20 protein-coding genes and 3 tRNA genes are annotated in these 22,126 nt (G+C 44.0%); 11 read left to right on the plus strand and 12 right to left on the minus strand.

From position 1 onward, the window contains the following. Positions 1 to 168 precede the first annotated feature (168 nt). From pspC to pspA, 3 genes are read right to left on the minus strand one after another with little or no spacing between them, the layout of a single operon-like run. A complete protein-coding gene (pspC, locus tag OE749_RS00390) occupies positions 169 to 630 on the minus strand; it encodes an envelope stress response membrane protein PspC (protein WP_263710357.1) in 462 nt (153 codons plus the stop codon). Further along, entirely contained in the window at positions 627 to 866 is a 240-nt protein-coding gene (gene pspB / locus OE749_RS00395) for an envelope stress response membrane protein PspB (protein WP_263710358.1), read from the minus strand. Before pspB ends, pspC begins: the two co-directional genes overlap by 4 nt. 42 nt (positions 867 to 908) lie before the next feature. Then, positions 909 to 1,577, minus strand: a complete 669-nt coding sequence (gene pspA / locus OE749_RS00400; protein WP_263710359.1) for a phage shock protein PspA — start codon at positions 1,575 to 1,577, stop codon at positions 909 to 911. A 206-nt stretch (positions 1,578 to 1,783) separates the two neighbouring features. Here pspA and pspF point away from each other — a divergent pair, with 206 nt between their 5' ends. The 6 genes from pspF to OE749_RS00430 all read left to right on the plus strand — a co-directional run bounded on the left by pspF (position 1,784) and on the right by OE749_RS00430 (position 8,220). After that, complete coding sequence (gene pspF / locus OE749_RS00405; RefSeq protein WP_263710360.1) at positions 1,784 to 2,893, plus strand: phage shock protein operon transcriptional activator; 1,110 nt, start codon at positions 1,784 to 1,786, stop codon at positions 2,891 to 2,893. A gap of 70 nt (positions 2,894 to 2,963) precedes the next feature. Further along, positions 2,964 to 4,538 (plus strand): ABC transporter substrate-binding protein, encoded by a 1,575-nt coding sequence (locus OE749_RS00410; RefSeq protein ID WP_263710963.1) that lies wholly within the window; start codon positions 2,964 to 2,966, stop codon positions 4,536 to 4,538. After that, a complete protein-coding gene (locus OE749_RS00415) occupies positions 4,535 to 5,566 on the plus strand; it encodes an ABC transporter permease (RefSeq protein WP_263710361.1) in 1,032 nt (343 codons plus the stop codon). The genes OE749_RS00410 and OE749_RS00415 overlap by 4 nt, the downstream gene beginning before the upstream one ends. Continuing rightward, positions 5,553 to 6,446: an ABC transporter permease subunit gene (locus tag OE749_RS00420; RefSeq protein ID WP_263710362.1), complete on the plus strand. Its 894-nt coding sequence runs from the start codon at positions 5,553 to 5,555 to the stop codon at positions 6,444 to 6,446. Before OE749_RS00415 ends, OE749_RS00420 begins: the two co-directional genes overlap by 14 nt. After that, the gene (locus OE749_RS00425; RefSeq protein WP_263710363.1) at positions 6,446 to 7,441 is read left to right on the plus strand and encodes a peptide ABC transporter ATP-binding protein; all 996 of its coding nucleotides are present in this window, start codon (positions 6,446 to 6,448) and stop codon (positions 7,439 to 7,441) included. Before OE749_RS00420 ends, OE749_RS00425 begins: the two co-directional genes overlap by 1 nt. After that, positions 7,438 to 8,220 (plus strand): peptide ABC transporter ATP-binding protein, encoded by a 783-nt coding sequence (locus OE749_RS00430; RefSeq protein ID WP_263710364.1) that lies wholly within the window; start codon positions 7,438 to 7,440, stop codon positions 8,218 to 8,220. Before OE749_RS00425 ends, OE749_RS00430 begins: the two co-directional genes overlap by 4 nt. Positions 8,221 to 8,368: 148 nt before the next feature. On the opposite strand, the gene OE749_RS00435 is transcribed toward OE749_RS00430, so the two are convergent. The 4 genes from OE749_RS00435 to OE749_RS00450 form a co-directional block, all read right to left on the minus strand. Then, positions 8,369 to 9,499, minus strand: a complete 1,131-nt coding sequence (locus OE749_RS00435; protein WP_263710365.1) for a sodium ion-translocating decarboxylase subunit beta — start codon at positions 9,497 to 9,499, stop codon at positions 8,369 to 8,371. 3 nt (positions 9,500 to 9,502) lie between these two features. Beyond that, positions 9,503 to 11,299, minus strand: coding sequence for a sodium-extruding oxaloacetate decarboxylase subunit alpha (gene oadA, locus OE749_RS00440; protein ID WP_263710366.1), 1,797 nt, complete (start codon positions 11,297 to 11,299; stop codon positions 9,503 to 9,505). Positions 11,300 to 11,317: 18 nt separating this feature from the next. Further along, positions 11,318 to 11,581, minus strand: a complete 264-nt coding sequence (locus OE749_RS00445) for an OadG family protein (RefSeq protein ID WP_263710367.1) — start codon at positions 11,579 to 11,581, stop codon at positions 11,318 to 11,320. Positions 11,582 to 11,927: 346 nt separating this feature from the next. Then, positions 11,928 to 12,581: a hypothetical protein gene (locus tag OE749_RS00450; protein ID WP_263710368.1), complete on the minus strand. Its 654-nt coding sequence runs from the start codon at positions 12,579 to 12,581 to the stop codon at positions 11,928 to 11,930. A gap of 322 nt (positions 12,582 to 12,903) precedes the next feature. Between OE749_RS00450 and OE749_RS00455 the strand changes: the two genes are divergently transcribed. The 5 genes from OE749_RS00455 (at position 12,904) to OE749_RS00475 (ending at position 17,881) form a co-directional block, all read left to right on the plus strand. Continuing rightward, on the plus strand, positions 12,904 to 14,049 hold the full coding sequence (locus OE749_RS00455) for a sensor histidine kinase (protein ID WP_263710369.1): 1,146 nt from the start codon (positions 12,904 to 12,906) through the stop codon (positions 14,047 to 14,049). Then, the gene (locus OE749_RS00460; RefSeq protein WP_263710370.1) at positions 14,040 to 14,678 is read left to right on the plus strand and encodes a response regulator transcription factor; all 639 of its coding nucleotides are present in this window, start codon (positions 14,040 to 14,042) and stop codon (positions 14,676 to 14,678) included. Before OE749_RS00455 ends, OE749_RS00460 begins: the two co-directional genes overlap by 10 nt. Beyond that, positions 14,678 to 15,361 carry a response regulator transcription factor gene (locus tag OE749_RS00465; protein WP_263710371.1) on the plus strand — a complete coding sequence of 228 codons (684 nt, stop codon included), beginning with the start codon at positions 14,678 to 14,680 and terminating at the stop codon, positions 15,359 to 15,361. Before OE749_RS00460 ends, OE749_RS00465 begins: the two co-directional genes overlap by 1 nt. After that, on the plus strand, positions 15,358 to 16,749 hold the full coding sequence (locus OE749_RS00470) for a sensor histidine kinase (RefSeq protein ID WP_263710372.1): 1,392 nt from the start codon (positions 15,358 to 15,360) through the stop codon (positions 16,747 to 16,749). Before OE749_RS00465 ends, OE749_RS00470 begins: the two co-directional genes overlap by 4 nt. Before the next feature lie 247 nt (positions 16,750 to 16,996). Next, the gene (locus tag OE749_RS00475) at positions 16,997 to 17,881 is read left to right on the plus strand and encodes a retropepsin-like domain-containing protein (RefSeq protein ID WP_263710373.1); all 885 of its coding nucleotides are present in this window, start codon (positions 16,997 to 16,999) and stop codon (positions 17,879 to 17,881) included. A gap of 372 nt (positions 17,882 to 18,253) precedes the next feature. Here OE749_RS00475 and OE749_RS00480 read toward each other — a convergent pair. The 5 genes from OE749_RS00480 to alaS all read right to left on the minus strand — a co-directional run bounded on the left by OE749_RS00480 (position 18,254) and on the right by alaS (position 22,009). Then, positions 18,254 to 18,330 (minus strand) — tRNA-Arg (locus OE749_RS00480). A 104-nt stretch (positions 18,331 to 18,434) separates the two neighbouring features. Beyond that, a tRNA-Arg gene (locus tag OE749_RS00485) sits at positions 18,435 to 18,511 on the minus strand. Positions 18,512 to 18,588: 77 nt separating this feature from the next. Then, a tRNA-Ser gene (locus OE749_RS00490) sits at positions 18,589 to 18,679 on the minus strand. 372 nt (positions 18,680 to 19,051) lie between these two features. Beyond that, on the minus strand, positions 19,052 to 19,267 hold the full coding sequence (gene csrA, locus OE749_RS00495; RefSeq protein ID WP_263710374.1) for a carbon storage regulator CsrA: 216 nt from the start codon (positions 19,265 to 19,267) through the stop codon (positions 19,052 to 19,054). A 144-nt stretch (positions 19,268 to 19,411) separates the two neighbouring features. Beyond that, positions 19,412 to 22,009, minus strand: coding sequence for an alanine--tRNA ligase (gene alaS, locus OE749_RS00500; protein WP_263710375.1), 2,598 nt, complete (start codon positions 22,007 to 22,009; stop codon positions 19,412 to 19,414). Between the last annotated feature and the right edge of the window lie 117 nt (positions 22,010 to 22,126).

The following is a 22,126-nucleotide window of genomic DNA, read 5'->3' on the forward strand; positions in this document are numbered from 1 at the left end:
GTTGTAAAATCTGCCATTCCGCTACCAAACAGCATAATGTATCCAACGTTACCACATCAGCTCTCGCGCTTTATCCCCTTTTTAACTCGCATGGTAAAACAAAAAAAGCTCCACAAGGGAGCTTAAAAAGAGGGTGAAATACACCTCCACGCTTACAAATTCTAAACTCTAGAGCTTATTAATCTCTCTATTGAGTTGATATTCTGATGATGTCACGTACGTTTCGACATTTCTAAGACGCTGTTCGATTTTAAGAAATTTGCGATTAATATCAAAAAACGCTTGCTTAGGCGGCTCGCCAGCTTGCCATACATTCGTTTTCACTTCGACCTTCCCGTCATCTAATTCATCGTCATTGCGCCAACCTTTGCCTCTGTAGCTTTTCCCATCGGATAAATGCGCCGATTCTTGTGCAGCCTTACCCAATCCACCTTTTGGTTTTTTGTCTAAAATAAACCATGCGGCAATATAGGTTACAATTACGAAGGGACCTGCTAGTAAGAAAAACCCCGTTACCGTCAGAATTCGTACAAGCCACACTTCTAACCCAAAATATTCAGCAACGCCTGCACAAACCCCTGCTATTTTTCCCTTTTCTGAGATACGATACAGTTCACGTTTTTGCTTCATACTTTACTTCTCCACTCTGGTGCCTCTGCATCTAATATAGCCTCAAGCGTTTGAATTCTATCAGCCATTTGCTCAGCTTTATCAGAGAGTTCCTGAAGTTTGCAAAACTCTTCGTCACTCAAACCTTGCATCACTTGTTTCTTACTTCGGTAATGCAATATTAACCATATCGGCGCCACAAAAATCATAAATAAAATGACGGGGGCAACGATGATTCCGATTACACTCTCATCCACAACACTTCTCCTCCTGGAATACTTACCTGCTAGCTCTGATGCTTACTTATCAGCTTTTGATTTTACTTTTTTCTTTAGCGCCGCAAGCTCGTCGCTAATCTTATCATCCGCTTCTAACTCTGCGAACTCATCAGCTAAGGTTTTTCTGCCTAAATCATAAGCTTCAACCTGTGATTCAAGGTCGTCAATTTTGCGCTCGTATTGCTCAAAACGTCCCATTGCAGCATCCACTTTTCCACTGTCTAATGTGCGCTTAACATCTAACCGAGACGATACTGTTTGCTGACGTGTAATCATGGCCTTTTGACGGGCTTTCGCATCTGCTAGCTTTTCTTGCAATTGACCAATTTCCGTTTGCAGTTTTGCCAATTGCTCGTCGATTACGTTTAACTCTCGTTCAAGAGAATCTGCCTGTTCCTGACACTTTTTCTTCTCTTGAAGCGCTGCTCTAGCCAAATCTTCACGATCTTTACTAATCGCTAATTCTGCCTTTGCTGACCAATCATCCGCTTCAGACTGAAGCTTATTCACTTGGTGTGTGATTTCCTTTTTTGTGGCTAAGGTTTTTGCTGATGCAGAGCGCACTTCAACAAGTGTATCTTCCATCTCCTGAATGATCAGGCGAACCATTTTTTCTGGATCTTCAGCTTTATCCAATAGCGCATTAATATTTGAATTCACAATGTCAGTGAAACGCGAGAAAATACCCATAAAGATTCCCCTTACTCGAATTACTTCATCTTACATGCATAAACGCATTCTTTGTAATGAGGCATTCAATATTCAGGCCATCTTATTAATTACTGATAAATACCTGATTTTTCAGAATTATTAATTTACAGAGTGTTTTTTGCTCTCTACAATAATATGTATATAAACCACTTATTAGTCGTTTAGACCAAATTTTAGGGGCAGTCATGAGTCGTTTTCGCCAGCAGGACAATTTACTTGGTCAATCAAATAGCTTTCTGGAAGTACTTGAACAAATTTCCCAGATTGCACCACTAAATAAACCTGTGTTGATTATTGGTGAACGCGGTACAGGTAAAGAATTGGTCGCCGCGCGACTGCACTATTTGTCTAAACGCTGGGATCAGACTTATCTTAAGCTTAACTGCGCAGCGCTCAGCGAGTCCTTGCTGGAAAGTGAGCTATTTGGCTATGAAGCGGGCGCATTTACTGGTGCTCAAAAACGTCGCGAAGGTCGATTTGAAGTGGCGCACAACGGCACATTGTTTTTAGATGAACTGGCGAACACATCTGGCTTAATCCAAGAAAAGCTATTGCGTGTCATTGAATACGGAGAATTTGAGCGTGTCGGCGGATCTAAATCAGTAAAAGTGGATGTCCGTTTGGTCGCCGCGACCAATGAAGACTTGCCCTCTCTCGCTGATAGCGGAGAATTCAGGGCTGATTTACTAGACAGACTAGCCTTTGATGTAATTACACTGCCTCCTTTAAGAGAGCGACAAGAAGATATCCTTCTGCTGGCTGAACATTTTGCCATCAACATGGCTAGAGAACTTGAGATGGAGTTATTCAGCGGATTTACAGAAAAAGCAAAGCGCACGTTACTTGACTATGACTGGCCGGGAAACATTCGTGAATTAAAAAACGTTGTTGAACGCGCCGTGTACCGATGTAATAACCCTCATGTGCCCGTTCACAATATTATTCTCGATCCATTCGAGTCGATTTACCGTCCAACCAAACGTATCAAAACGGCAGACCGAGTCAGCTCCTCTGCACCAGCTTCTAGTGAATCGCCGAATGCGCCAATCGCTCAAAGTGATACACATAATAGCGATCGGATTGCACCGTCTGCTGGCGAATTGAATTTTACTTTTCCCGTCGACTTGAAGCAGCTGTCACAAGACTATGAAATCGACATGATTAAAAAGGCGTTGGCAGACAGCCAATTTAACCAAAAGAAAACTGCAGAAAAACTTTCTTTGACGTATCATCAACTTCGTGGATATTTAAAGAAATATAACCTTTTAGAAAACACGACAGAAGACGCTGAATAGAATGTATTTTTCTGGAGCCATGCTCTCATCATTCGAACGTTCCCGAGCTTGGATTTCAACATGTTTACTGATGTTGCTGTCTGGGTGTGGAGATTACTCGGCAGAGATGTCTCAACAAAATGGATTAATCTACTGCGCTGAAGGCAGCCCTTCGAGCTTCAATCCTCAGCTTGATACATCGGGAACGACGGTCGACGCCTCTTCTCACCAGCTTTATGATCGCCTTCTCGACTTTGACACGCAAACTGGCCGCATTATTCCAGGGCTTGCCAGTAGTTGGCTAATTAGCTCAGATGGCCTGACGTACACCTTTCAGCTAAGAAAAAACGTACCGTTCCATTCCACCGCGTACTTTACTCCCAGCCGAACTTTTAACGCAGACGACGTTATTTTTAGTGTAGATCGTTGGCGACTATCTCATCATCCTTATCATGAAATTTCTGGTGGTAACTACCCTTACTTTAATAGTTTAGGGTTAAAAGATGTTATCAAAAGCGTCAAACGTGTTAACGGATACCGCATTCGTATTACCTTACATCGTCCAGATAGTTCTTTTCTCGCCAATCTGGCAACTGATTTTGCCATCATTCTATCGGCTGAATATGCAGAGCAATTACTCGACCAAGGCATGCCAGAGCGTATTGATACATTTCCTATTGGAACGGGTCCGTTCAAATTTATCAGTTATCGCAAAGATCGATTTATTCGGTTTGAGAAACATGAGAATTACTGGAAGCATCCCTTTGCGCCTGAACAGCTTATTTATGATATTACAACATCAAGCTCATTAAGATTAGCTAAGTTGTTAACTGGCGAGTGTGACGCCATTGCTTTTCCTTCACAAAGTGAACTCAATCTCATTGAGCAGGACGAAAAGCTTAGCTTAGATGTAAAATCTGGCTTGAATGTTGGTTTTTGGGCATTTAATACGGCGCGCCCACCTTTCAACAACCCCGATGTACGTAAAGCGTTGGCGATGGCTATCGACAAGAACACGTTACTTGAAGCCGTTTATTTTGACCGCGCGGTTGTCGCTAAGAGTATTCTCCCTCCTTCCTCTTGGGCCTACCAAGAGGAAGGGAAAGAAATGAGTTACAACCCCGTTTTAGCGCGCAAACTATTACGTGAAAACGGAATCGAAGAAGGGTTTGGTATGAACATATGGGCGATGCCCGTTGAGCGGGCATACAACCCAAATGCCCGAAAAATGGCAGAACTCATCCAAAGCTACTTAAAAGACGTGGGCATAGACGCCAACATTGTCAGCTACGAATGGTCTACGTTTAGGCAACGCTTAAAGCTTGGCTTGCACGATTCCGTATTAATTGGTTGGACGGCAGATAACGGTGACCCAGACAATTTTTATCGCCCCCTTCTCTCTTGCTCTGCCATATTGTCTGGAACCAATCGGGCAATGTGGTGCTCACCCGAGTACGATAAACTCATTAATGATGCCGTTCGCTATAGCGATCCACAAGAACGTATCGACCTGTACCATAAAGCGAGTGATCTACTGTACGAACAGATGCCGTTAGTGCCTATCGCACACGCATATCGTTACCAAGCTTATCGTAAAGCGCTTTCAGGATTTGAAATCAATCCTTATGGTGGGGTTCGCTTCGGCGAAGTGGAGATGTCGAAGTGATACGCTACATTGTTCGCCACATTAACTTAATGCTGTTCACGCTTTTTGCGTTATCAGTTGCTTCATTTGCTTTGGCATATTTGTTTCCGGCTGACCCTCTCGTTAACCTTTCTGGCGTACAACGCTTATCTGAAGAGGAATTTAATCTCTTATCAGAAAAATATGCCATGAATGAAAGCATTATCATTCAATATCTGCAATACATGAGCTTGCTCTTTCAGGGTGACTGGGGGATCAGTTTTAGTTCAGGTTTGCCGCTTGGGGATGAGATTAAACGATCGCTACCTGCGAGCATTGAACTCAGCGCGTATTCGCTTGTCATCTCCATGTTGGTGGGCGTGCCTTTGGGGTTTTTCGCCGGTTTAAGACACAATAAACATACCGATTATGTACTTTTAGGCGTGAGTGTAGCTGGCTACTCTGTACCTGTTTTTTGGTTGGCTTTATTATTAATTATGCTGTTTGCATTACAGCTTCCGCTGTTTCCGTTATCAGGACGAATCAGTCTGTTATTCGACATTCCCTACTCTACGGGATTCATTTTGCCCGATATCTGGTTATCAGATATCAATAATAAAACCGCGGCAACCATAAACGCGATAGAACACATGATTTTACCAACACTAGCCATTAGTGTGGTGAATACCGCTATTGTTTTGCGCCTTACCCGCAGTGCCGTTCTTGACGTAATGGGGAGTGACTTCGTACAAGCAGCGTATAGCCGGGGGCTCACTGTGAGTCAGGTCATCTTTCGTCATGGGATTCGAAACGTTCTGCTCAGAATTCTTCCTCTGCTCGCACTACAAACCAGTACGCTTTTGACAAATGCAATGATTGTAGAAGTAATATTCTCATGGCCGGGCATAGGTAACTGGCTATTACAAGCGATCTATCAGCGAGACTTTCCGGCCATTCGTGCGGGTATGTTAGCGGTGTCTGCGTTTGTCGTTATCGTCACTGTTTTAATTGATTTGTTTGCGAGACTTATCGATCCTACACAAGGAGCGCCTCGCCGTGGCTCGCTTTAACCTTTATCAAGAAGAGTTTCATCCTTCTCCGCTTAAACGAACATGGATTGAGTTTCGTCAAAGCCATGCCGCTTTGTTTGGCCTGTGGCTATTTTTGTTTTTCATTTTATTGATGGTGCTTGGGCCACTCCTTGCCCCTTATGATCCCCTAACTCAAGATATTAATGCCTTACTACTTCCCCCAGCTTGGGACGCCAATGGCGGAATTAACCATCTGTTTGGCACAGACAGTCTGGGCCGAGATTTACTATCACGCCTAATTTATGGGTGCCGTGTAACACTGGGGATCAGCATATTACTCGTTTTTGTTGCCATGCTTGTTGGTGTGGCAATGGGAGCCTTGGCAGGGATGACCAAAGGTGTACGTTCAAGCATTATCAACCATCTGCTTGATTCCATCATGGTAATACCTACTTTGCTTATCGCCATTATTATCGTAGCGATATTAGGTACAGGCTTAGTAAACAGTATGTGGGCAATCACACTAGCGTTGATCCCTCAATTTGTGCATACCACTCGGGACTTTGTAAGAGACGAGCTGCAAAAAGATTACGTGATGGCGTCACGTTTAGATGGCGCAGGAAAAATTTATTTATTTTTTAATGCCGTTTTACCCAATATGATAGAGATGTTAGTGGTTCAGGGAACGATGGCGCTGTCTGTTGCAATACTAGATATTAGTGCATTAGGGTTTCTAAACTTAGGGGCTCAACCGCCTTCACCCGAGCTTGGAACCATGCTCTCTGAAGGACTTAAAGTTGCGTATATTTCGCCTCTTAGCATTGCCTTACCAGGATGCGCTATTTTTTTGATGGTGTTATCAGTTAACTTGGTAGGTGATGGCTTACGCTCAGCCTTGAGAAATAGGTTTAAACACTAATGGCGCTACTCGATATAAAGAACTTAACCCTTGAAATAGACGGCACGAACGGCTGGATCAAGGCGTTAGACAAAATCAATCTGACTATAGACAGTGGTGAGATTCGAGCGTTGGTGGGTGAATCAGGTTCGGGGAAGAGTTTAATTGTACGTGCCATTTCGGGTGCCTTACCATCCAACTGGCGAATTACCGCCGATCGTATGACATGGAAAAATATCGATCTGCTATCGATGAACGATGAAGAACGTCGAAAAATCATGCGAAATGAAATCGCCGTTGTATTTCAAAACCCTTTAAAGTCCCTCGATCCTTCTGCAACACTAGAAGAGCAGCTGCTGGAAAGTATTCCTGGCAACCTGCTTGATAAAGGATACTTTTGGCAACGCGCCCAACAGCGTAGGGTGATTGCGGCAAAACTCCTACATAAAGTAGGCATTAAAGATCATAAACGATGCCTGAAAAGCTACCCGCATCAAGTGCCCGATGATATATGCCAAAAGTTTATGATTGCCACAGCATTGGCTCCCAACCCTGAACTCATTATCGCAGATGATCCAACGCGTGGGATGGAGATTACGACCAAGGCACAAATTCTGCGCTTGCTCACTCGGTTGAATAAAACCAAAGATTTAAGCATCTTGTTTGTGGGTCATGATTTACTTGCCATCTCCAGCATGGCGACAAGCATGACCGTGTTGTATTGCGGTCAAACGGTAGAAAGTGGTCCTATGGACAAAGTACGCAAACGGCCACTACACCCTTATACCAAAGCGTTGTTAGATAGCGCGCCGAGCTTCAGAAAAGATCTGCCTCCCAAATCGCCGTTGTCTTCTTTAGAAGGCACCATTCCGTCGTTACAGCACTTGCCGATTGGATGCCGACTCGGGCCACGCTGTCCGCGTGCACAAAAAGAATGCGTAAAGGCACCTGAGCCAAGACGGATCCACCAGCACTATTACAGTTGTCACTTTCCATTGCATAGGGAAAAACGATGAGCCCATTACTGTCTGTAGAAGACGTGTCCTTTACCCATATTGTGGAAAATGGTTGGTTTCAACGTCCTCGCAAATTCGTGTTAAGCCCGGTTACATTCGAGCTTAACGCAGGCGAGACGATGGCAATTATTGGCGAAAATGGCTCGGGTAAGTCGATCTTAGCGAAATTGCTGGTAGGGGCTGAAACGCCCACGTCTGGCGCGATTTATTTAAATGGGCAAAAACTCAAATACAATAATATTAAACAACGTTGTTTGAATATCAGAATGGTATTTCAGCACAGTAATGAGTCATTAAATCCGGGCATTACTCTAGGCACGATTTTAGACGAACCTCTTAAACTCAATACGCAACTCAGCCCAGAAGAAAGGCAAGAAAAAGTAGAGCAAACCCTAAGGCTTGTGGGTATGCTACCTGAACATCAATATTTCTACCGTCACATGCTATCGGATGGGCAAAAGCAGCGCATTGCCATTGCTCGCGCTTTGATTCTCAACCCACAAATTATAGTGGCCGATGAACCATTTGCTGCCCTTGACCCTTCAGTACGCTCTCAAACGGTCAATCTGATCATGAAGCTACAACGTGATCTTGGGCTAGGATTTATCTTTATTTCACACAATTTAGGTATTGTCAGGCACATCAGCGACCGCATTCTGGTTATGCAAGAAGGAAATGTTGTGGAATCTGGCAAGACGGATGTTATTTTCAATTGGCCAAAAAGCGAATACACAGAAAAACTCGTACAATCTCATCAGGCGATGCTCTCTAAAAACTAACGCATCATAGTGTCACCTAAATAGGCTTTTAGATTCTAGAAACCAAACGTTCAACCGTTTGACTTAGGCAGTGCCAGAAGTATAAAACATCTGGCACGCTTATATGTACTTGTTGTTTTGATGTGGTATCACATCAGGTCCGCATCCGTTATCCAACTAACGCGAGCAATATTCCCGCCGCGACCGCAGAGCCCAGTACGCCTGCTACATTCGGTCCCATAGCGTGCATAAGCAGGAAGTTATGAGGATTGGCCTCCAATCCTACTTTGTTTACCACGCGTGCCGCCATGGGTACTGCTGAGACGCCAGCCGCCCCGACAAGAGGATTAATCGGTTGTTGGCTAAAGCGGCTCATGATTTTCGCCATAATCACCCCCGCAGCCGTACCAATGCTAAATGCTACGGCACCGAGCGCCAATATCCCTAATGTTTTTACCGATAAAAATTGATCAGCTGATAGCTTCGAGCCTACCGCTAATCCCAAAAAGATCGTAACGATATTAATCAACTCATTTTGCGCGGTATGACTGAGTCTATCTACCACACCGCATTCTTTCATTAAATTCCCCAAACAGAACATGCCAACCAGCGGCGTTGCTGCGGGCAAAAATAGAATCGTGAGTAACAGTACCGCCAAAGGAAATATAATTTTTTCTCGTCGAGAGACCACTCTAAGCTGCGCCATTTCAATTTTGCGCTCATCTTCGTTAGTGAGTGCCTTCATAATAGGTGGCTGGATAATGGGAACTAACGCCATATAGGAATATGCAGCCACGGCAATTGCGCCCAACAGCTCTGGTGCAAGGCGTGAAGCAAGAAAAATCGCCGTGGGACCGTCAGCTCCCCCAATGATAGCAATTGCCGACGCATCCGTTAACGTAAACTCAAATCCAGGCACGAGGTTTAATAAAATGGCACCAAACAAGGTTGCAAATATGCCAAACTGCGCTGCCGCACCAAGTAATAGCATTTTGGGGTTCGCAATGAGGGCTCCAAAATCAGTCATGGCCCCCACCCCCATAAAGATCAGTAGTGGGAAAACACCAGTATCTATTCCAACTTTATAAATGTAATAAAGTATGCCGCCTGCTTCACTGAAACCCGCTAATGGAATATTCGTCAAAATGGCACCAAAACCAATAGGAAGTAACAACAGCGGCTCAAATTTTTTCACGATAGCCAAATATAGCAACAGCAACCCAACCGCCATCATAATCAGTTGTCCCCCCTGAAAATGTGCGAGCGCAGTGCTTTGCCACAATACCGTTAACTTATCCACATTCTACTCCAGCACTAACAATGGCTGACCTGCCTGCACGGCGTCACCCTCTTTAATATTAACCGCTGAAATCGTGGCATTTGTTGAGGCGCGAACCTCAGTTTCCATTTTCATGGCTTCCATAATGATAACAACATCGCCTTTATTCACTGATTGTCCAGGCTTGACTAGAACTTTAAAAATGTTCCCGGCCAGCGGCGCATTAAGTGTCTCTGCGGCAGATAACGCTGCAGACTGAGGAACCGTTTCATCCCCTCCACCTTGTTGCCGAATGGTTTCTAACGCCCCCGACGGCCCCACCTCAACCTCGTAAGCTTTGCCATCTACACGCACAGAATATACCTCTGTTTTTGCAGAGGAAGCCGTCGCTGTTGTGTGCGCTTGATCAGTCACACTTGACGCTTGAGTTTGCTGTGAAGGCTCAGGCTCAAAGGCTGATTTATCTCCACGGTGTTTCAGGAATTTCAATCCAATTTGCGGAAACAACGCATAAGTTAAAACATCGTCTATCACGTGTTCTGCCAATGAAATATTGTCTGACTGTGCCAGCTCCTTTAACGTAATGGTTAATGCTTCGACCTCAGGTTCCAACTTGTCAGCCGGTCGGCATGTTATGGCGGCATCTCCATTTAATACTCGTTTTTGAAGTGCCTCGTTGACAGGCGCAGCTGTTGCGCCATATTCACCCCGAAGCACGCCTGCCGTCTCTTTGGTAATGCTTTTATAGCGCTCTTGTGTGAGTACATTCAATACAGCCTGACTGCCGACAATTTGCGAGGTGGGCGTAACCAATGGAATGAATCCTAAATCTTCACGAACACGAGGAATTTCTTCTAGTACTTCATCCAGTCTATCTGCCGCACCTTGCTCTTTAAGTTGATTTTCCATATTGGTGAGCATGCCACCCGGCACTTGTGCGGTAAGAATGCGCGCATCAACGCCTTTTAAGCTACCTTCGAATTGCGCATACTTTTTCCTTACGTCACGAAAATACGCCGCAATGGGTTCAAGCCCTTGCAGGTTGATGTCAGTATCTCGCTCTGTTCCCTCAAGTATTGAAACAATAGTTTCTGTCGCAGTATGTCCGTACGTCATGCTCATGGGGGAGATGGCGGTATCCAGCATGTCAATCCCCGCATCGATCGCTTTTTGATAGGTCGCTGTGCTTAACCCTGTCGTTGCATGGCATTGCATCGCAATGGGTACATCTACTGATGCTTTTAAGCCCTTGATTAACGCCTCACATTCATAAGGTTTTAATAAGCCAGCCATATCTTTTATGCAAATGGAGTGCACGCCCATGTCTTCAATTTGTTTCGCCATATCTAGCCAGACATCCAGTGAGTGCACGGGGCTTACGGTATAAGACATGGTGCCTTGCGCGTGCCCGCCCACTTTGAGTGTTGCCGCTACGGCCTGTTGTAAGTTGCGCACATCGTTCATGGCATCAAAAATACGAAAAACTTCAACACCATTGTCAAACGCACGCTCAACAAATTTATCTACCACATCGTCAGCATAGTGGCGGTATCCTAATAAATTCTGGCCCCGCAATAACATTTGTTGACGAGTATTAGGCATCGCTTGCTTCAACAAGCGAATACGCTCCCAGGGGTCTTCGCCTAAATATCGGATACAGGCATCGAAAGTAGCACCGCCCCAAGACTCCACAGACCAAAATCCCACTTTGTCTAATTCAGACGCAATGGGTAACATATCTTCGATGCGCATGCGGGTGGCGAGCAATGATTGATGTGCATCCCTTAAAACTAACTCAGTAAGCGCCAGCGGCTTAGCCATCTGATTCTCCTTGATGTGTTATTTCGTTTGACGGTATTGATGAATAGCGGCAGTGATTGCAGCAACCACTTGCGGACTTGGTTGTCCAGCGTCGTTTTGCTGGCTGACAACCGGCACCGCCGACGATGGATGCGGAGTTGCGGGTTCAGGGAACCGTTTACAAAATAATGTAATGCCATGCACCGCAGCAATCAGAATAGTTAGAAAGACAAAAACAAATGACATACCAACCAGCAAGAGCGTTCCCGCTTCGACAAGAAGTTGATGTACCGAGCTGTCCATGTTGCGCTTTCCTGATTTGTTATTTTCCACACAGACTTGCACAGTTACTATACAAAGACAACCCAAACAAAGAATATCTATGCAATTCTGAGAATAAATCCCACAAATAGTGCTTTTCTATTCACTTTTTATGAATAGAGAACGATTTAGTGGCTGATTAGACGTGCTTTAATTAAAACGCATAAATAAACGTTAGCAGAGAACCATTCGAAATGGTTAACTTTCAACAAATCCTGTTCATGTATAAGGAAATAAGAAAATGGCGAAAAAATAGCAGGAAAAGCATGTCCGATTTTCCTGCCTGAACATATGTGAGTTCTGCAAATTGAATGATTACCAATCAGAATCAAGACTCTCTGAATAGATTAACCAAACCATCTGCAGAAAGAATAACAAGATAAGAATCTCCAAAAGAGGCATCACACACATCAATAAAACTCTCATTAACCTCTAGCGTCGATTGGCAATGCTCCACATCAAAAAAGTCAGTCACTTTGCCTAATGATGTTGTGATGGTTTCACCGTTTACCTTAATGCTGATATCCGGCTCAGTAACAAACAAACGTGTACGGATTATCGCCTCTTTATTGCTAGTACGTCTTTCAAAAACTGACATACTAATATTGCCTTGATTTTGCCAATTCACTACGTTGTAATGCTTGTCTAGGTCAGCCTTGAAGGCTAAGCGCTCTTCAATTCCATTAGACAATGGTGCATGCGCAAGCATATTCACCTTTCGCCCAGCATTATGCTCATGTACAACATGCGATACAGCGCCACGTTGGGCAAGCTCAGCCACGCGATACTTGTTATCCGTAGGATCCCGATCATCCCCATCAATTTCAGCATTGCGCATGTGGTAGCTCAGTTCGTGCTGAGTGGCATTTAAAAAGTAGTAATCACTTTTAAACATATCACTGCCAAAATTTTGAGTTTCTAGTTCTTCTGAAGAACAGCCAAATAATGAGATTGCAGCCAATACAACAATACGCTTTTTCATTTAATTTCCTTACTGATTGTAACTATTTTGCTGAGCGCGGGGCGTTGCAAAAGATACAAAAAAGCGTAAACAGAAGTCGGAACGAAAACATGTGACAGATGTCACGACCTGCTTACTTCAACAGAAAGTGTGAGAAGGGATTATGACATTTGTCATATTTTCATTTATTTCAATTCATGAAATACTCGGTGGATATATTGTTCTGTAATGATGAACTGCTTAAAAATCAAAGCGTTTAGGTAAATTTGATTCACTGCAAGTCAATGAGTCTTACCCACCTCATCAAATAATAAAATGTTAATAAGAGTCAATATCCTCAATCATGCAAACAATCAACCAAAAGCAATCTAAGTTCTACGAATGTACTCTGGCACTAGTGACCTGCGTACTACTGGGCTATTTTAGCTACGGATACTGGCTTGAATTTGCCGACGACAACGTCTTTGTTCTCGCACCAACAGCTCAGGCTATACTGTTTGTGCTTGCTTTGTATTGCACATTTTTTGCGGGTGTCGGTGTTTGCATATTTGCCCCTCGTTCAGCCATGTGGGGATTAATCCTCCAATGGACATCACTTACTCTGCTTCTCTATCTGTTTCAATTTAGTTTAACTCTCGGGCTAGGCGTTATCTTTTTGTCTTATTTAGCCCTCAAATTGCCGTGGAGGTGGGGATTTCTTGCTGCTGCTATTCCACCAGTAACTCACATATTGTTTGCAGATCATGATTTTGTGTTTATGAATGCAGCGCTATTTTATATGTTTAATCTTTTCGCGATGCTGGTCGCAAAACAGCGAGAGTCAGAAAAACAAGCAAAAGAACAGGCATCTCATTTACTCAGAGAGTTAAGTGCAACACAAGCTTTACTCACTATCACCGCGAAGCGCGATGAACGATTACGTATCGCCAGAGATTTACATGATTTAATGGGACACCACCTAACAGCACTTAATCTGCAACTAGAAGTCGCAGTCCAACTTTGCAATGATGATGCAAAGCCCGCGGTAGAAAAGTCTCAAATGATAACGCGCAAATTGCTTGATGAAACACGCCATGTCGTCAACGCATTCAGAGATAACGCGGTATTAGATATTCGTACCGCCTTAACCACCCTTACCGATAACATTAATGGCATGCACGTTGATATCGACATTCCACAGGATCTGGTTATTGGCCATGCCCAATATGCTGAAGCACTGTTTCGTAGTGCCCAAGAAGGCGTGACAAACGCGTTAAAACATAGTCAGGGTGACTATTGCAAAATCTCTTTACGCCAGGAAAACCTGAACTGGATAATGACAATTAGTGATAATGGCAGCAATAGACAACCGCTGACATTAGGCAACGGGTTAACGGGTATGATCGAGCGAATCCGCAATTTAGATGGCTCAGTAGATTATCTGCAAGATGGCAGAGGTATGACGCTCACCATCACACTCCCCAATGAGAAAGACGCCCTATGTGCATAAAAGTCATGTTAGTAGACGACCAAAATCTGGTAAGAGAAGGAATAAAAAGCCTACTTGCTCTCAAACACGACATCCGCGTTGTGGCAGAAGAAGCAGACGGTGAAGACGTATTATCACGCATCTATGCGTGCCGCCCCGATATTGTGCTACTTGATATACGCATGCCAAAAGTATCTGGCGTTGATGTGCTCAGGCAGCTCAATCAAGTAAAACTGCCCGTTCCCATATTGGTATTAACCACCTTCGACGAGCACGAGTTAGTGCTTGAGTGCATTCGTTTGGGAGCAAAGGGCTATTTACGCAAAGACATTTCGTTTAGCGAACTCAGTCAGGCGATATACGCATTGCACGAGGGGAAAACCTGGTATCAACCAGCGGTAAGTAGTCAAATGTTGCCTGACAACGTTTTAGGTTTTACCGAAGATAAGACCACATTTGGCCAATTAACCGATATTGAAATTGAAGTGTTGCGGCTTGTTGCCGCTGGCTTTTCTAATAATGAAATCGCAAATGCGCTGCATAAATCTCACGGCACTATTCGTAACCAAATGTCATCTATATTAACCAAATTAAATGTTAGAGACCGTACCCGAGCGGTCCTTAAAGCGATGGAGCTATCTATTTTATAATGAGCAATCAAATTTTGTACGTCGAAGACGATATTGAGAGCGCAAATATACTCACCTTGTATTTACAAAAAGCCGGCCTCACTGTTCACCATTATGACAACGTGGTAGATGCCTCCCGTGCACTCACTAATTTAACTTTCGAATTAGCCTTGTTTGATGTCATGTTACCTGGTGGTGACGGTCGCACGCTGCTTAAACATGCCGTAGAGAAAGGGATCCCCTCTATCATGCTCACCGCGGTGGTGGATGAAGAAGCGCGCATTCTCGGCTTTGAACTCGGCGCTGACGATTACGTGTGTAAGCCGTATAGCCCGAGAGAAGTCGTATCAAGGGTGTCTGCATTGTTACGTCGAAGCGAAAGAAATCACCAAAAAACGCAGATAGTGTCAGAAGGTTTAATCATTGATTTAACCGCCAAGCAAGTCACCCTTGATGCGCAGTGGGTCCCACTCACTGCCGCCGAATTCACATTGCTTGAAACCCTTGCCTCTTCACCCTCTCAGGTTTTTTCGCGAGAACAATTGCTGGATAAAATTAACAAAGACAATACGCCAGTCAATGATCGTATTGTTGATACCCATTTGGCCAATCTGCGTAAAAAATTAAGAGAAAATAAACATACACCTCGTTTTATCGTAACCCGCTATAAATTGGGCTACCAGTTTATTGGTGCCATATCATGACGCGAACACTTAAGTTTAAATTAGCCGCATTGGTCGCCTTTGTCACTCTGGTCATATTAGGCTCGTACTATTTCTTAGCTAAAAACAGTGCCAACAGTGCCATTGTTGATTTTAATGAGCAAAGCAGCGTGATCATCTCTGACGTGTTGTTAGACGATGATGAGGTATTTGACGATGTGTTGGCAAAGGGAAAGAATATCGACGTCACAACAGCATTTGACTATCTGACAAAGACCCATTCGGATCATATATTTGTTGTGATAGACGAAACAAATCAGATCATGACAAATTTCTCCACCAATGGCTATCAAGCGGCGGGAACCGTTACATCATCAGGCGTGCGCTTTAAAATTGAAGATGTGTCTGGCAGCACCAGTATTGTGTCGATAAATAATTCTGGCCAATTTCTCACGCTAAAAAACAAAACTCGTATTAATGTGCTGTGGTTTCCTGTGGCGCTACTTGAACGCCGCGCACTGCTTGATTCGTTCAAACAACGCATTCAAAACGAATTCGTTATTACACTCAGTGTATTAAGTTTGCTCGCTGTAGCGCTATCTTGGTTTGGTGCACGACTGTTTTTACGTCCGCTTAATACTCTTTCTCATGGATTTGAGCGATTGGTGGCCGGCGACCTTGATTACCGCATATCATCTCACTCAACAGATGAATTAGGCACAATCACGCGAAGATTCAACCATCTGGCTGATTGGCTTAACGCGTTAAACAAACAATACAAGCAATTAAGTGCCGACTTAGCGCACGAATTACGAACGCCTATAAACGGTATGCAATCTCGAATTGAGGCGATGCAAGATGGGATTGTTCCCACTGATGAGAATAGCTTATCGCAATTATTAAATGCATTGGAGCGGATTAAAAAGCTGATTGATGACATCAACTTACTGTCGCTGACTGATGCTAAACAATTACATGTTGAGATGCAGCCCATTACCGTATCATCATTTCTGCGTGAACGTGAAGACATGCTTAATCAGTTACTAGCCCACCGCCTTACGCTTAATTTGGCCAACAATATTACTGTACAAGCGGATCCCCATCGTTTAGAGCAAGTGTTAACCAACCTTGTTTCCAACGCCGCTAAATATGCCGATAAAAACGAGGCCGTTGAACTATTTAGCCGCACGAAAGGAAGTTTCATAGAGATAGGCATCAAAGACAAAGGACAAGGTATTCCAGCCGACCAACAAGCAGCCGCGTTTGAACGGTTTTACCGTCAAGATGCGTCTAGAAGCGATAAACAAAGCGTTGGCTTAGGCTTGGCCATATGTCAGCAGTTAGCCCTACTGATGCAAGGCAAAATGCGTATAAATCATCAATACACCGAAGGGTTAGAAATTTATATTCAACTCCCAGTGAATGCCTGACCTAGATATTCATAAAATAGTTATTCATAAAACACATAGCACTCACATTGATAGGCAGCATTATTGTTGCCTATCAATGGACTAAGCAAAGGTGCGTAAACTGCCTATTACTTTGCGAAGACATCACCGTGATATGCGTAGGCAGTGACACTGACAAAACACCCAAAAATCAAACATTGATACAATCTTGATAATTTCTTAAAAACTTTTTTGCACACTAACTCCATCAACTTTGAAGGAGTTAACAATGAAAACTATCTCAACAGCACTTATCACAACAATTATTCTTACTGGTTGTTCTTCAGTCAGTCATCAAACCCCATATACTCAGCATTTTCCGATTATGAAAACCGACACCGGACACGCGTATATCTACGCAGACGTAGGGGCAATGACAGACTTCCCTCTTATTATAGACACAGCAGCCAACATGGGGGTTATGCCGAAAACAGGCATGGAGGAAATACAAGTTCCATCAGACAGTCTACACGAAGACAGTATTAACGGCGCTAACGGTGCATCTATGATGCTCAAAGGAGAAGTGCCAATGCTTTCTTTGGGGCATACTACCCATGAAGATGTTGAGCACCTATTTGTCGATCTTTCAAAATTTGTTCTATCAGATGGCAGAATACCCGGCATTTTGGGCCATAATGTTTTAGAACACCACTGTGTAGCGCTGGATATGCAAGCGTCGGTAATGTCCCTTGCGTCACCTTCATGCGCAGGCATTTCGAAGGAAGGCCTTCAGGCTGTTCCTTTTGAAATAATTGATGACTTCATTCAATTTAAAGCGTCCTTCAATGGGCAAGAAGTGTCAGCCGTGCTTGATACTGGCGCAGGGAAGAGTTTTATAAACAGCCATGCATTTTCGTTATTGGAGGATGCTCAAATCGCGGAGTCTGACACAGCATCTGATCTTCATGGCAAAGAGCAAGAAACAAAGACAATTGAAAATATTCACTACCAAATCAATCATATCGATATTGATGAAAGCATTATGGCTGTCGCTGATTTGAGTGTATTTGACGTACTAGGATTCAAAGATGAGCCTTTTCTATTAATGGGCATCCACTATTTTCAAGATAAAAAACTAGTGATTGACTACAAAAACCAAGTCTTCTACCTGTAACACGCAACTATCGACGGGGTGCAAGGCCCCGTTGCTTTCTCAATATTCGCACATCTTAACTCATTACACTCTCATTCAATCAACGAACAATCAAAGACACCCATAGTTTTAACGACTTAGTCTGTTGCGCCCTTCAAAGGGTCAACGTAATTTTTCCAGCGCAAAATAGCATCGAAAGGCATTCGGTTCATATAGCCTGCATTTTTATAAAATAACGCAGAGATAATAAATACGTTAACGCATTAAGCACTAGTTGGTTTGAGTGAGGGCGAGCGACGTCAAACAAGCTTATGCAGTTTTAAAGTCATTAAAAGCCGAAAATGGTAAGAAGCACAAAGCAAAAAACCACCCGTTGGGTGGTTTTTCTTGATATGGCGCGTGTGGAAGGATTCGAACCTCCGACCGCCTGGTTCGTAGCCAGGTACTCTATCCAGCTGAGCTACACACGCGTAAAAACAAATTGTAAAGTCACATTCACCGTTAAAGATAGTATAGTCTAACTGAACAACTGCGTTGATACAGGACTATTTTATTCTTAACCATGAATAAAATATGGCGCGTGTGGAAGGATTCGAACCTCCGACCGCCTGGTTCGTAGCCAGGTACTCTATCCAGCTGAGCTACACACGCGACGTTGATGAAAATCATCAATCTAACGGATTGTGCTAATAAATCCGCTTTCTTACCTGAAACAATTCAAATAAGAATGGCGGAGAGGGAGGGATTCGAACCCTCGATACGCGCAATACGTATGGTTCCTTAGCAGGGAACTGGTTTCAGCCACTCACCCACCTCTCCGTAAGTGCTGCGCATTCTAATGATTACAGAAAGGAAGTCAAACCTTTTTTAGAAAGAGTTTGACTGTTTGCCGACAATTCAAGCAATTCGTATAAATTTCAGCTTTTACAGCCTATTTTATACACTTTACGCAGTGCGGTTACTGTTATTAAGCGACTAATGATTAGATTTTAAAATCTGCAAAGGGTGAGCCAATAGTTGTCACTATGTATTGAAACATCGCTATCAAATGCGAAAAGCGCTACTTTTTACGCTCTATTCCCAATAGTAAAAAAGTTAGCTTATCGAAATAGAGTAATTAGGCGTAGATAGACCTAAACCGTCAGCAATAAAAAAGGCTGGAAAATCCAGCCTTTTATCTACCTTCATGCGTTAGTCGTCATCGCTACCTGCTGCGTTGCCCTGACCGGCTAACTGAGAATTCTTTTCAGCCTGTATACGCATATAGATTTCTTCACGGTGCACTGACACCTCTTTAGGCGCATTTACACCAATACGCACCTGATTACCTTTCACACCCAATACGGTGACTGTCACATCATCACCAACCATCAGGGTTTCACCTACACGACGGGTCAAAATAAGCATTCGTTTGCTCCTGTTCCGTTATTCTAACTGCATCCCTCTTTAAACTTAGCGTATAAACTAACATTCACCAGTAAATACGCGGCCGGTGTTTCCCTGTTATTGCTGTCACTTACAAATCACAAACCGGCTTACTACAAAAAATGACTAGAGCTTCTCTTCTAGCCATCCTTTTACAGATTCTAATGCAGCCTCAAGGTTATCAGGTTGCGTACCGCCTGCCTGTGCCATGTCTGGACGACCACCACCTTTGCCACCCACTTGACTCGCAACATGGTTAACAAGCTCTCCGGCTTTTACTTGGCCTGTCAGATCTTTAGTTACCCCTGCAATCAGGCTCACTTTTTCACCGCTGGCAACGCCTAGCATAATTACACCAGATCCCATTTGGTTTTTAAGGTCATCCACCATACCGCGAAGGGATTTGGCTTCAACATCTTGCAAATTAGCTACCAGTACCTTGATTCCGTTTATATCATACGCAGAAGATAATAAATTGGATCCTGCTTGGGCTGCCATTTGTTGCTTCAATTTAGACAATTCTTTTTCAAGCTGGCGGGTTTGTTCTTGCAATCCGGCTACGCGCTCTTCAACACCGCTTGCATCCGTCTTCAGTGAAGTCGCAATACGATTTAGTGTCGCACTTAGGCGTTGATTGTATTTATCGGCTTCTGCGCCCGTAATCGCTTCGATACGACGAACGCCAGACGCAATACCTGCTTCAGACACAATTCTGAACGAGCCAATGTCACCCGTTTGTTTTACGTGCGTGCCGCCACATAATTCAATAGAAAATGGCCCCATGCTAACTACACGGACTTCTTCGTCGTATTTCTCACCAAATAATGCCATGGCACCAGACGCTTTCGCCTCTTCGAGTCCCATTAGCTGGGTACGCAATGCATGATTGGCACGAATTTCAGCGTTAACACGATCTTCAATTTGTTGAATTTGTTCGGCTGTCACGGCTTCAAAATGAGAAAAGTCAAAACGTAAGCGTTCTGGCTGTACCAACGAGCCTTTTTGGTTAACATGCTCGCCAAGTATTTCTTTTAATGCCGCATGCAATAAGTGCGTTGCGCTGTGATTCAATTTGATTGCATTTCTGCGCGCTGTGTCAATTTCGCACGCAACAGCATCATTCACTGCAATCGCCGTATTCGCCACCCCTTTATGCGCAATGGCATCGCCTAATTTAACCGTGTCTTGTACAGTGAATGTGCCATTGGCTACACGAAGTAATCCCGTATCACCTACCTGACCACCAGACTCGGCGTAAAATGGCGATTGATCAAGGATGACAATGCCTTCTTGTCCGGCTTGTAACGATGCAACAGACGCGCTTTCTGCAAACAGTTCTACTACTTTGGCATCACCCGCGTCCAGTTCATAGCCTGTGAAGTCGCTACGATGCTCGGTTTTAATCACATCGTTGTAATCTGTGCCAAACTGACTGGCTTTTTGAGCGCGCTGACGTTGCGCCTGCATCGCCGCTTCAAAGCCTTCTTCATCAATTGAAAAGCCTTTCTCGCGTGCAACATCATTGGTTAAGTCAGCTGGGAAACCGTAAGTATCATACAGTTTAAATACCACATCCCCAGGCACCACCTTGCCATCTAGGTTGTCTAGCGCTTCGTTGAGAATATTCATGCCGCGTTCAAGCGTACGAGAAAACTGCTCTTCTTCAACACGCAAGACCTTCTCAACAACAGGACGTTGCTCGTTCAGCTCTGGATACGCATCCCCCATTTGCTCACACAACGCACCCACTAGCTTATAGAAGAAAATGTCATCTGCACCAAGCTTGTAGCCATGACGTACAGCGCGTCTAATAATGCGACGCAATACGTAGCCGCGTCCTTCATTGGAAGGCATCACGCCATCACAAATTAGGAAGCTGCATGAACGAATATGATCAGCGATCACGCGTAATGATTTGTCGTCTAGGTCTGTCGTGCCAACAATAGTGGCGGCGGCTTTGATCAATGCCTGAAAAATATCGATTTCATAGTTACTGTGCACGTTTTGCATGATAGCCGAAATTCGCTCCAGTCCCATGCCTGTATCAATAGATGGTTTTGGTAGCGGATTCATCTTGCCATCGGCAGAACGATTGTACTGCATGAAAACCAAGTTCCAGATTTCAATAAAACGATCACCGTCTTCTTCAGGTGAACCCGGAGGCCCGCCCCAAATATGTTCACCATGATCGTAGAATATTTCCGAGCAAGGCCCACAGGGTCCCGTGTCCCCCATTGACCAAAAGTTATCAGAAGTCGAAATACGGATTATTTTGTCTTCGGGAACACCAATATCATTTGCCCAAATGTTGTAAGCTTCATCATCTTCAGAATACACCGTGACCAATAACTTCTCTTTCGGCAACTTGAGCTCTTCCGTTAAAAACGTCCAAGCAAATTTGATAGCATCCAGCTTGAAGTAATCACCAAAACTGAAGTTACCTAGCATCTCAAAGAAGGTGTGATGGCGAGCAGTATAGCCCACGTTTTCTAAGTCATTGTGCTTTCCACCAGCACGCACGCAACGCTGAGAAGACACCGCACGTGTGTACTGTCTGACATCGGTACCGAGAAACACATCTTTAAACTGATTCATACCGGCGTTGGTAAACAGCAATGTGGGATCATCGGCAGGTACAAGCGAAGAGCTAGACACTGTTTGATGACCGTGATTAGAAAAATAGTCTAAAAACGCGCGACGTATTTCTGAGGTAGTCTTAATCATTGAATATCCCGAGACGATTGATGTTCCGCTTTCCATCGATAACCCGTTAGATTCAATGCTGTGGTAAAACCACAAGGCATTAATCTGACCAATTATCACGAATTAAAATTTAGCGCG

Source organism: Fluctibacter corallii (assembly GCF_025751585.1).
GTDB classification, from domain to species: Bacteria; Pseudomonadota; Gammaproteobacteria; order Enterobacterales; family Alteromonadaceae; genus Fluctibacter_A; species Fluctibacter_A corallii.

Excerpts from the sequence above, each read along its gene's own strand:
- pspC (WP_263710357.1), bottom strand. The coding sequence starts at position 630 with ATGAAGCAAAAACGTGAACTGTATCGTATCTCAGAAAAGGGAAAAATA.
- pspA (WP_263710359.1), bottom strand. The coding sequence starts at position 1,577 with ATGGGTATTTTCTCGCGTTTCACTGACATTGTGAATTCAAATATTAAT.
- pspF (WP_263710360.1), top strand. The coding sequence starts at position 1,784 with ATGAGTCGTTTTCGCCAGCAGGACAATTTACTTGGTCAATCAAATAGC.
- OE749_RS00410 (WP_263710963.1), top strand. The coding sequence starts at position 2,964 with ATGTTGCTGTCTGGGTGTGGAGATTACTCGGCAGAGATGTCTCAACAA.
- OE749_RS00425 (WP_263710363.1), top strand. The coding sequence starts at position 6,446 with ATGGCGCTACTCGATATAAAGAACTTAACCCTTGAAATAGACGGCACG.
- OE749_RS00430 (WP_263710364.1), top strand. The coding sequence starts at position 7,438 with ATGAGCCCATTACTGTCTGTAGAAGACGTGTCCTTTACCCATATTGTG.
- oadA (WP_263710366.1), bottom strand. The coding sequence starts at position 11,299 with ATGGCTAAGCCGCTGGCGCTTACTGAGTTAGTTTTAAGGGATGCACAT.
- OE749_RS00445 (WP_263710367.1), bottom strand. The coding sequence starts at position 11,581 with ATGGACAGCTCGGTACATCAACTTCTTGTCGAAGCGGGAACGCTCTTG.
- OE749_RS00450 (WP_263710368.1), bottom strand. The coding sequence starts at position 12,581 with ATGAAAAAGCGTATTGTTGTATTGGCTGCAATCTCATTATTTGGCTGT.
- OE749_RS00455 (WP_263710369.1), top strand. The coding sequence starts at position 12,904 with ATGCAAACAATCAACCAAAAGCAATCTAAGTTCTACGAATGTACTCTG.
- OE749_RS00460 (WP_263710370.1), top strand. The coding sequence starts at position 14,040 with ATGTGCATAAAAGTCATGTTAGTAGACGACCAAAATCTGGTAAGAGAA.
- OE749_RS00465 (WP_263710371.1), top strand. The coding sequence starts at position 14,678 with ATGAGCAATCAAATTTTGTACGTCGAAGACGATATTGAGAGCGCAAAT.
- OE749_RS00470 (WP_263710372.1), top strand. The coding sequence starts at position 15,358 with ATGACGCGAACACTTAAGTTTAAATTAGCCGCATTGGTCGCCTTTGTC.
- OE749_RS00475 (WP_263710373.1), top strand. The coding sequence starts at position 16,997 with ATGAAAACTATCTCAACAGCACTTATCACAACAATTATTCTTACTGGT.
- csrA (WP_263710374.1), bottom strand. The coding sequence starts at position 19,267 with ATGCTTATTTTGACCCGTCGTGTAGGTGAAACCCTGATGGTTGGTGAT.
- alaS (WP_263710375.1), bottom strand. The coding sequence starts at position 22,009 with ATGATTAAGACTACCTCAGAAATACGTCGCGCGTTTTTAGACTATTTT.